Below are 9,943 nucleotides of genomic sequence, written 5' to 3' on the forward strand. Positions count from 1 at the left end.
TATCTCGTTAGAGGCGATATAAAGCCGCTTTTTGAGCTGCCCGAAAAAACAGCCGCGCTAAAACCGGCCGATCTAAACGAAATTTGCAAAAAATACGCGAGAAAAGAAAAATCCACGACGATCATCCTAAGAAAGGAAAAAAGTGAATAAAAAAGCAATAACGGGCGCTATGACAGCGCTGATTACGCCTTTTAAAGACGGTAAACTAGACGAAATAGGTTATGAAAAATTAATCAAAAGACAAATAGCAAACGGCATCGACGCGGTCGTGCCCGTAGGCACAACTGGCGAGAGCGCGACTCTAACGCACGACGAGCACAGGATCTGCATCGAAATCGCCGTAAATACCTGCAAAAACACCGGCGTAAAAGTACTCGCGGGTGCCGGCAGTAACGCCACGCACGAGGCGGTAGGTTTAGCAAAATTTGCTCAAGATCACGGCGCAGACGGCATCCTATCAGTAGCCCCATACTACAACAAACCGACACAAGAAGGCCTCTATCGCCACTACAAAGCGATCGCCTCAAGCATAGAAATCCCGGTGCTACTCTATAACGTCCCGGGCCGAGTGGGCGTAGATATCCAGCCGTGCACGGTTTTTAGGCTATTTAAAGAGTGCGAGAATATTTGCGGCGTAAAAGAAGCCACCGGTAGCATCGAGCGCTGCGTCGATCTGCTCGCGCACGAGCCTAACCTATCCGTCATCAGCGGCGAAGACGCGATAAACTACCCTATCCTCTCAAACGGCGGCAAGGGCGTGATCTCGGTTACGGCAAATTTGCTCCCCGACGAAATCTCAAATTTGACCCACTTTGCGCTAAAAGGCGAATTTGCGCGCGCAAAAGCCATAAACGACGATCTTTACGCGGTAAATAAAATAATGTTTTGCGAGAGTAACCCGATCCCGGTCAAAGCCGCGATGTATATCGCAGGGCTAATATCAAGTCTCGAATACCGCCTGCCGCTTTGCGAGCCGAGTGCCGAAAATCTCAAAAAAATCGAACAAACCATAAAACAATATAATATAAAAGGATTTTAATGAATTGCGAAAACGAATTTAAAGGCAAAACTCTTGTAATCAGCGGCGGAACGCGCGGCATCGGACGCGCCATCGTGGAGGAATTCGCCGCGAAGGGCGTAAATATCGCCTTTACTTATAACTCAAACGAAGAGCTAGCCAAAACCCAAGCCGCCGAGCTTGAAGCGACGTACGGCATAAAAGCCAGAGCCTACGCGCTAAATATACTAGAACCCGAGACCTATAAAGATCTATTTTTAGAGATCGACGCCGACTTTGACCGCGTCGATTTTTTCGTCTCAAACGCCATCATTTCGGGTCGCCCGGTAGCAGGCGGCTATACGAAATTTATGAAACTTCGCCCTCGCGGTATAAATAACATTTTCACTGCGACCGTAAACGCATTCGTAGTGGGCGCGCAAGAAGCCGCAAAACGCATGGAAAAAACGGGCGGCGGCAGTATCATCTCGCTATCATCGACGGGCAATCTCGTCTATATCGAAAACTACGCGGGCCACGGCACCGCAAAAGCCGCGGTAGAAGCCATGGCGCGCTATGCGGCCACCGAGCTTGGCGAAAAAAACATCCGCGTAAACGTCGTTAGCGGCGGCCCGATCGAGACGGACGCGCTTAGGGCTTTTACGAACTACGAGGAAGTACGCGACAAAACGGCCGAACTAAGCCCGCTAAACCGCATGGGTCAGCCCGCAGATATCGCCGGCGCATGTCTGTTTCTCTGCAGCTCAAAAGCTAGCTGGGTCACGGGCCACACCTTCATCATCGACGGCGGTACTACATTTAAATGAAAAAAGCAAATTTAGCCTGCACTCCTTTGTCGGTTGGTCGCGTTTTGGGTAAATTCGGCAGTATAAATTTAACGCGCTTGCAGGCTAAATTTGAAAATTTAAAATTTAAAAGCAAATTTTGCGGTGCGGACGATTCTTTCAAATTTGATCTAAATTTAAAAGAATCAAAACGCTTTTTGCCGTTAAATTTAAATCCAAAACCGCCCAAATTTGACGAAGCGCCGAGCAAATTTAACCAAAGCGCAAATCCGCGACCGATCAAATCAAGCAAAATGCGGGTCGGCAAATTTTACGCGGATTTTAGCGCCGAGCCGTCAAATTTTAAACTCCTAAATCAAAAAGAAAGAACAAATAAATGAGCCTAAATTTACCAAACGCCCTAGCCTTCCTGCGCGTATTTCTAGCACCTCTGATGTTTTGGCTGCTACTTAGCGTAAATTCCTTCTCAGGCGTGCACGTTAGCTGGATGAACTACTTTGCCGCGCTTGTATTCGTGATCGCTAGCGTCACGGACTTTTTCGACGGATTTATCGCGCGCGCGTGGGATCAAAAGACCAAGCTAGGAGCCGTAATCGACCCGCTTGCCGATAAGATGCTGACTCTTGGCGCGTTTTTAGGACTCATGATGATAGACCGCGCGAGCCCGTGGGCCGTGTATCTCATCCTCGTTCGAGAGTTTTTTATCACGGGATTTCGCGTCGTGATGGCGGGCGAAGGCGTAGAGGTCGCCGCATCTATGGCGGGCAAGGTCAAAACCGTCTGCCAGATGGTCGCGATCGGCTTTTTAACCATGCAGTGGCCTTTTGGCGAGTTTTTGCTCTGGCTTAGCGTCGCGCTGACGCTGTATTCGGGCTTTGAGTACGTAAACGCCTATGTAAGGCACGTTAAAAATCAAGCCAAAAAGGCGTAAATTTGAGAAACGGAAACGCTATAATCTATCTAGCTAGTTTCGTCGTAGTTGCGGCGGGACTAAAGGCCGCTAGCGTCGTCGTGCTACCGTTTTTGATGGCGGTTTTTATCGCTATCGTGGCGACGCCTGCGATAAATGCGCTCGAAAAGCTCAAATTTCCGCGCGTTTTAGCCTTCGCGCTAGTTACGGCGGTCGTGTTTTTGTCGCTAGGGTTTATCGCAAACACCGTGATAAAGACGATAAACGGGCTAGTTAGCTACATGCCCGAGCTTCAGAGTAAATTTAAAGCCCTCGCCGATCATTACCACCAGATGCTAGCGAGCCGCGGCCTAATCGATCCCGAGAGCGTCGCCGCACCCGCAGACTTTGATATAAATAAAATTTTTGCCGTGCTGGGCGGATTTTTAAGAAGCGGTACCGAGCTCGTTTCAAAGAGCTTTTTCGTCTTTTTGCTCGTTACTTTTATGCTTTTTGAAGTGCAGGTATTTTCTCAAAAAGTCGAGTATTTTGCGAGTAAAAATCCGCAAACGAACCAGATCGTAGATACGTTTATATCAAATCTCAAGCGCTATCTCGCGATCAAGTCCGCAGCATCGTTTGCGACGGGCGTTTTTATATTTATCGGGTTAAATTTCATCGGCGTGCCTTACGCGCCGCTTTGGGGGATTTTAGCTTTCGTGCTAAATTTTATCCCGACGATCGGCTCTATTATCGCGGCCGTCCCGGCGCTTTTGGTGGCGCTTTTGCTAAACGACGCAGCCTCTTGCGCTTGGACTACGGCGCTATATCTAGCCGTAAATATCGTCATCGGCAACTTTATCGAGCCGAAATTTCTAGGCAAAGGCCTTGGTATAAGCACGCTTGTAGTGCTTTTGAGCCTACTTTTTTGGGGATTTTTGTTCGGCGTCGGCGGTATGTTTTTAGCAGTACCGCTTACCATGAGCCTAAAGATCGCGCTTGACGCAAACCCGAGCACGAAGTTTATCGCCGTTTTGCTCAGCGATAAACTCGAGCGATAAAATCAAATTTAAAGGTAAATTTTGAAAAGCATTATCTTTGTGGCGGCGATGTTAGCCGTTGGCATTTACGCGTATTCGTGGCACTTTTTGATCACGGTTTTGGTGATTAGCTTTCTTATATTTTTCCACGAGCTTGGCCACTTTCTCGCCGCTCGCATGCTAAAAGTCGGCGTGCTAAAATTTAGCGTGGGCTTTGGGCAAAGTGTCTACTCAAAAACCATCGGCGGCACCGAATACGCCATCGGCGCGATACCGCTTGGCGGCTACGTGAGCCTAAAAGGACAAGAGGACGCAAAGCCCGGCCTAAAAAACGAGGATGCCGACAGCTACACGAGGCTTAGCCCCCTTGGACGCATTTTCATCCTTTTTGCCGGTCCGTTTTTTAACTTCGCTTTGGCATTTTTTATCTTTATCGCGCTTGGACATATCGGGGTTGAGAGGCTAGCGCCGACTGTCGGCAAAGTGCTGGAAAACTCCGCCGCGGCAAGCGCCGGACTGCAAAAAGGCGATAAAATTTTAAACATAAACGGCATCAAAATCAGCGAATGGGACGAGATAAGCAAAAACGTAAATTTAACCTCCACGGCGATCACGCTCGAGCGCGCGGGCGAAATAAAAACGATAAATTTGACGCCTAAAATCGGGCAGAGCGTGACGATATTTGGCGAAAAGATAGAAAAACCGCTCATCGGCATTTCGCCTTCAGGCGAGGCCGTCACGATACGAAACACCGGCTTTAGCTCGCTCAAATTTGCGCTCGTTGAGACCGTAAACGCCTCAAAGCTCATATTTACGGGGCTTGAAAAGCTCATCGTAGGCGTCGTGCCGCTAAAAGAGATGGGCGGCATCATCCAGATCACCGACATCACCTCAAAAGCCGCAGGCATCGGCGTCTCAACCCTGCTCATCATCGCCGCGCTGATCTCCGTAAATTTAGGCGTGCTAAACCTGCTGCCTATCCCTGCGCTTGACGGCGGACATATATTTTTCAACCTTTACGAGCTCATTTTCCGCCGCGAGATGAACGAAAAAGTCTATATCGGCCTCACCTACTGCGGCTGGGCGTTTTTGCTCTGCCTGATGGCGTTTGCGACCTTTAACGACGTGATGCGCCTAAGCGGAGCGGGACAATGAAGCTCGCGCAAATTTTAGAACGCATCGAAAACGCGCGCACGAGCGAGCCCGTAAAGCTAATCGCCGTGAGCAAAAACGTAACGACTAAAGAGGTTTTGGAGCTTTTTAAACAGGGACAAACGAGCTTTGGCGAAAACCGCGTGCAAGAGCTCAAAAACAAGAGCGAAATTTTGTCAAATTTGCCGATCGAGTGGCACTTCATCGGGCGACTTCAAAGCAACAAAATAAACCACCTGCTAGCGCTCAAACCCGCGCTTTGGCAAAGCTGCGAGAGCGTAGGGGCCGCGCTTGCGGTGGATAAGAGGCTTGACTATGAGCTACCATGCCTGCTGCAAATAAACTCGGCCTATGAAGATAGCAAACAAGGTATCTCGCCCGAGGCCGCGCAGGATGCGTTTTTACAAATCGCACAGGAGTGCAAATTTTTAAAACCCATCGGCGTGATGAGTATCGGCGCGCACGTTGATGACGAAAAAATCGTGCAAAAAAGCTTTGAGACTACGCGTAAAATTTACGAAAATCTGCAACCTCGCGGCGCAAAAATCTGCTCGATGGGCATGAGCGGCGACTTTGAACTAGCGATAAAATGCGGCTCGAATATGATTCGTTTGGGGTCGATTTTATACGCATAGATCAGTCGCGATCCGTATAAATTTAGAAAAATCTACCTAAAAAGGAGCCAAAAATGGGCTACGACGTGAGTTATCATCCGATCAACGAAAACGAGATAAAGCAGTGGTATTTTGACGCGTTAAAAAGCGCGAGAGAGGGCGACTGGTCGGTCGCGCAAAGGCTCGCAAAAGAGTACGGCATGGAGGATTTTTACGCGCAAAAATACATCGATACTCTTAAAATCGCGCTTGAAACCAAAGATGACGAGAGCTTTTCGACGGGACACGGCTACATACTCGCCGCCGTGCAGGGATTTTTTAGAAAATACTTCTACACGCGCGGCACGGCGTTTGGTTTTTTGGCGCAGGAACACTGCGAATTTAAACAGTATCTAAGCGACATAAGCGGCGTTATACCGCCTGAAATAAAAGCTAAATTTACCGGTGAATTTGACGGAAGCTACTCGTCGGGCGCGTTTATAAGCGCGGCAAATTTGGCTAAATTTTGGCAGGACTACAACGCCGATGAAAATATCAAGCAAAAAACGGATGATTTTTACGCGCAAAATTTGCCCGCATTTTTGAGTGCGGTTAAATTTAGCGTAGAAAACGGCTACGGACTGCTTGAGGCAACCGACGTCATCGTGCCAAACCCGCTCGATCTAAATAAGTCCGAGTGCTACTCAAATCTTTTTAACTGCGACCCCGAAGGCGCGTTTATCTATGCCGATACGGCGGCTCAGCAGCTAAGCGAAGCGATGAAGCTGAATAAAAAGAAAGATGGAAGCGATAAAAACGAGGGCTCAGGCGGCTTTTTAGGCGCTATAAGAAAGCTTTTTGGTAAGTAAATTTGATACGAGCTAGGATAAACTAGCGACTAATTTTTCGTATATCAAGAGCTTAGATTGGCCTTTTTTGGTCAAACATAACTTTGCTGTTATTTGCAAAATTATCGCAGCAATTATTCAAATTTGATAGGTTTGTCACTTTATCTAAACGTTTTAGGCGTAAAATACGGGCGAGTTTATTGCCGCAAATAAAATTTTACGCTAATTTTAAAAACCGTGGTAAGTAAGTTAAATTTGATGCGATAAATTTACGCTCAAAGTTTGAAATGAAATTGAATCCAGCCAAACATGCAAGCGGATACTATCGACTACTATTTGACATAATAATTTAACGAATCGTATTTGTGAAATTTTATTTACAAAAAAAGAAGTAAAACCGCCTTGCCCGTTTTAGACAAGGCGGCAAGAAAATCAGAATAAATTTAAGATAATAGGTTTATTTTCCTCGACCCATTTGTCGATGCGTTTTGCGTAGTTTTCATCGCCCTTGACGTCTAGGGCTAGGCCTGCAAATTTGCCGTTAATGAAAAACGCGGAGTGGTTAAATTTATATCCGTCCGCGTCGCTAGCGCCGAAAATTTGCGCGTCCTTTAGATACGGCAAAAAATCCACCGCGCCGCTAAAAAGCGTTTGGGGGTGATTGGCTTGATTACCCACGGCTACGATGGCGGCTTTTTTGCCTTTACTGCCGGCTTTTAAAAGCGGAAGTTTCTCCGCCCAGTCAGACTGTAACTCGCCGTCGCCGTAGCTAGGCGCCGCTACGATGATAACGTCAAATTTAGCAAAATCCTCCGCCCCTGCGCTCTTTACGTCTATTAGCTGCGCTCCTATTTTGCCCGCTAGATACTCGCACGCGCTCTTTGTGTGCCCCTTTGTCGTCGTGTAAAAAATACCAACGCTCATTTCGTTCTCCTTAAAATCAAATAAATTAATACCTGAATTATAACGAAATGATACTTAATTTATCTTATTTCAAATCACGCTTTTATTTGCCGTTTTCTATGCAAATTTCGGCGTATTTGAGCCCCAGCTCGTAGGCTTTTTCGTTCTCGGCGTAGACTTTTTTAGGCACTTTTGAGAGCATTACGCGTTTAACTAGCTCGGTATCCAGACAGCCGCTCATCTGCACGGCGACTGCGAGCGCGACGACGCTTTGGGTTATTACGTTGCCCACTTCGTCTTTAGCGATGGAGATGATGGGTATTTCGTAGATCTTCCACCGTTTTTTATCCTCGTCGCTAGCGTGTACTAAATTTGGCTCCACGACGATGATACCGCCATCTCTCACGCCGTCTTTAAACTGCTCGAAGCTAACCTGCGCGGTAGCGAGCATAAACTCGATCTCGCCCTCGTTTGCGTAGGGGTAAAATATCTCGCGCTCGCTCAAAATGATATCGACCTTCGTCGGCCCTCCGCGCACCTGCGAGGTGTAGGTTGAGGCCTTGACGCCGTATCCGCCCTCCTCGATCTTGGCCGCGGCTAAAATCTCGCCCGCTAATATCACGCCCTGGCCGCCCACTCCGACGAATCTTAACTGTCTTTTCATTTTAGCGCTCCAAAGTCGATTTTCTCGCCGTCTCTAGCGGCTTTTATCACCATGTCGTAGGCCTTGGTGTACTCCATGCGCGACTCGTCTTTGTGCAGTACTCCGAGCGGAAATTTACCCTCTCGCTCATCCTCGCTCATCGCATCAAATTTAGCCTTGCTCACCGTGCGACCGTCGATCCACTCTAGCATCTGCGTGGCCTGCCCCATTTTGTTTTTGCGGCCCAGGTTTATGTGGCAGTTTGAAAATACGTCAAAAAAGCTGTATCCGTCATGCTCAAAGCCCTCGGCAAATATCTTTTCCAGTTTTGCAGGCTCTATCACGCTGCTGCGCGCTACGAAGGTCGCTCCTGCGGCGGTTGCGAGCTTGCACGCGTCAAAATTCGGATCGATGTTGCCCTGCTGCGCCGTCACCGTCCAAAATCCCATCGGCGTAGTCGGGCTTGTTTGGGAGTTTGTTAGCCCGTAGATGAAATTATTTATCAAAACGTGGTTTAAATTTATATTTCTGCGGCATCCGTGGATCGTGTGATTGCCGCCTATCGCTAGCCCGTCGCCGTCGCCTGTTACTACGATGACGTGTTTATCGGGGTTTGCTAGCTTGATACCCGTAGCATAGGCGATCGCGCGACCGTGCGTGGTGTGGACGGTGTTGCAGTTGATGTAGGAGCTAAAGCGCCCAGAGCAGCCGATGCCCGAGACCACGCACACGTCGTTCATATCCCAGCCTAGCTTATGGATTGCGCGGATTAGCGCCTTTAGTATCACGCCGTCGCCGCAGCCCCAGCACCACAGAGTCGGCGTTTTGTCGGTGCGTAGGTAGTCGTCGTAGTTAAATGCCATCGAATTCTCCTATTTTTTGCGCGATTTCTTGCGGGCTGATCGGGCGGCCGTTGGCTTTTAGCAGCGTTTTAAAATCCTCTCTTAGCGTAGCTTTTATTATCTCGCCCGCGTACTGGCCCAAATTTAGCTCACAGATCAAAATTTTGCTAAATTTAGCCGAGATTTCTCGTAGTTTTTCGTTTGGCGTCGGAAATAGCGTGATAGGCTTAAAAAGCCCTACTTTCACGCCTTTTTCGCGTAAATTTAGCACCGCTTCCTTTGCCGCGCGAGCCACGGAGCCAAACGCGATAATGCAAATCTCCGCGTCACCTAGCATAAACTCCTCGCAAAGCTCAAACTCGTGCGCGTGCGCGTTTATTTTGTTAAAAAGGCGCTTGATGTTGTAGTCCACGACCGCGCCGTCCTCGGTCGGAAAGCCCGTCTCGCCGTGATGCAGACCAGTGACGTGATAGCGGTAACCGCCGAAAAATTTATTTAGCACGGCAGGCTCGTCCGCCGCGGCCCTGTACGGGCGGTAGTCCGCGGGATCGCCGCTAAACTGCTTACGCAAGTAGATCTCTAGCTCGCTAATCTGCGGCAGCACGGCCTTTGCGTGCATATGCCCGATCGTTTCGTCTAGTAGCAAAAACACGGGCGTCATGAATCTCTCGGCGAGATTAAACGCGCGAACGGTCTGCGTATAGCACTCCTCTAGGCTTGAAGGCGCGATAACGATGCTGTTTACGTCGCCGTGAGTCGGGTTTTTCGCCTGCAGGAGATCGCCCTGCGCCACGCGAGTAGGCAGCCCCGTGCTAGGGCCGCCGCGCATGACGTTTACGATCACTAGCGGCACCTCCGCGATAAAGCCAAGCCCGATCTGCTCGGCCTTTAGCGAGATACCGGGACCCGAGCTTGCAGTCATCGCCTTTGCCCCGCTCATCGAGGCTCCAAGCGCCACCGAGATGCCCGCGATCTCGTCCTCCATCTGGATAAATTTGCCGCCGTGCTTTGGCAGCAGTACGCTTAGTTCGTGCGCGATCTCGCTGCTTGGCGTGATCGGATAACCGCCGAAAAAGTTACACCCGCACTCAACCGCCGCAAGCGCGACCAGCTCGTTGCCGCTAGCGATGACCTCTCTTTTGCCGCCGTTATTATTTAAAAATTCGCTCATTGCTCCGCCTCTAATTTTTCAAATTTATTCTCTTTTACGGCGGTAGCGCGCTCTTTACT

At 49.1% G+C, this 9,943-nt stretch carries 12 protein-coding genes; 8 read left to right on the top strand and 4 right to left on the bottom strand.

Going from position 1 to position 9,943, the window contains the following annotated elements; genetic code table 11:
• Nucleotides 1-169: 169 nt before the first annotated feature.
• From dapA to ACTTJF_RS09395, 8 genes are read left to right on the top strand one after another with little or no spacing between them, the layout of a single operon-like run.
• Nucleotides 170-1,039: a 4-hydroxy-tetrahydrodipicolinate synthase gene (gene dapA / locus ACTTJF_RS09360; RefSeq protein WP_442551744.1), complete on the top strand. Its 870-nt coding sequence runs from the start codon at nt 170-172 to the stop codon at nt 1,037-1,039.
• Entirely contained in the window at nt 1,039-1,824 is a 786-nt protein-coding gene (locus ACTTJF_RS09365; RefSeq protein WP_314747025.1) for an enoyl-ACP reductase, read from the top strand. Before dapA ends, ACTTJF_RS09365 begins: the two co-directional genes overlap by 1 nt.
• A complete protein-coding gene (locus ACTTJF_RS09370) occupies nt 1,821-2,183 on the top strand; it encodes a hypothetical protein (protein ID WP_442551735.1) in 363 nt (120 codons plus the stop codon). Before ACTTJF_RS09365 ends, ACTTJF_RS09370 begins: the two co-directional genes overlap by 4 nt.
• A complete protein-coding gene (gene pgsA, locus ACTTJF_RS09375) occupies nt 2,180-2,734 on the top strand; it encodes a CDP-diacylglycerol--glycerol-3-phosphate 3-phosphatidyltransferase (protein WP_122862952.1) in 555 nt (184 codons plus the stop codon). The genes ACTTJF_RS09370 and pgsA overlap by 4 nt, the downstream gene beginning before the upstream one ends.
• Before the next feature lie 2 nt (nt 2,735-2,736).
• Complete coding sequence (locus ACTTJF_RS09380) at nt 2,737-3,753, top strand: AI-2E family transporter (protein WP_442551736.1); 1,017 nt, start codon at nt 2,737-2,739, stop codon at nt 3,751-3,753.
• A gap of 21 nt (nt 3,754-3,774) precedes the next feature.
• Entirely contained in the window at nt 3,775-4,887 is a 1,113-nt protein-coding gene (rseP, locus tag ACTTJF_RS09385; protein WP_442551737.1) for an RIP metalloprotease RseP, read from the top strand.
• Nucleotides 4,884-5,519: a YggS family pyridoxal phosphate-dependent enzyme gene (locus tag ACTTJF_RS09390; protein ID WP_442551738.1), complete on the top strand. Its 636-nt coding sequence runs from the start codon at nt 4,884-4,886 to the stop codon at nt 5,517-5,519. The genes rseP and ACTTJF_RS09390 overlap by 4 nt, the downstream gene beginning before the upstream one ends.
• Nucleotides 5,520-5,572: 53 nt before the next feature.
• The gene (locus ACTTJF_RS09395) at nt 5,573-6,346 is read left to right on the top strand and encodes a hypothetical protein (protein WP_442551739.1); all 774 of its coding nucleotides are present in this window, start codon (nt 5,573-5,575) and stop codon (nt 6,344-6,346) included.
• 411 nt (nt 6,347-6,757) lie between these two features.
• Here the strand turns inward: ACTTJF_RS09395 and ACTTJF_RS09400 are convergent, their stop codons facing one another.
• The 4 genes from ACTTJF_RS09400 to ACTTJF_RS09415 form a co-directional block, all read right to left on the bottom strand.
• Nucleotides 6,758-7,249 (bottom strand): flavodoxin domain-containing protein, encoded by a 492-nt coding sequence (locus ACTTJF_RS09400; protein WP_442551740.1) that lies wholly within the window; start codon nt 7,247-7,249, stop codon nt 6,758-6,760.
• A gap of 82 nt (nt 7,250-7,331) precedes the next feature.
• A complete protein-coding gene (locus tag ACTTJF_RS09405) occupies nt 7,332-7,892 on the bottom strand; it encodes a 2-oxoacid:acceptor oxidoreductase family protein (RefSeq protein WP_442551741.1) in 561 nt (186 codons plus the stop codon).
• Nucleotides 7,889-8,734, bottom strand: coding sequence for a 2-oxoglutarate ferredoxin oxidoreductase subunit beta (locus tag ACTTJF_RS09410; RefSeq protein ID WP_442551742.1), 846 nt, complete (start codon nt 8,732-8,734; stop codon nt 7,889-7,891). Before ACTTJF_RS09410 ends, ACTTJF_RS09405 begins: the two co-directional genes overlap by 4 nt.
• Nucleotides 8,724-9,884, bottom strand: coding sequence for a 2-oxoglutarate synthase subunit alpha (locus ACTTJF_RS09415; protein WP_442551743.1), 1,161 nt, complete (start codon nt 9,882-9,884; stop codon nt 8,724-8,726). Before ACTTJF_RS09415 ends, ACTTJF_RS09410 begins: the two co-directional genes overlap by 11 nt.
• Between the last annotated feature and the right edge of the window lie 59 nt (nt 9,885-9,943).

The organism is Campylobacter sp. (genome assembly GCF_052170435.1).
Lineage (GTDB): Bacteria > Campylobacterota > Campylobacteria > Campylobacterales > Campylobacteraceae > Campylobacter_A.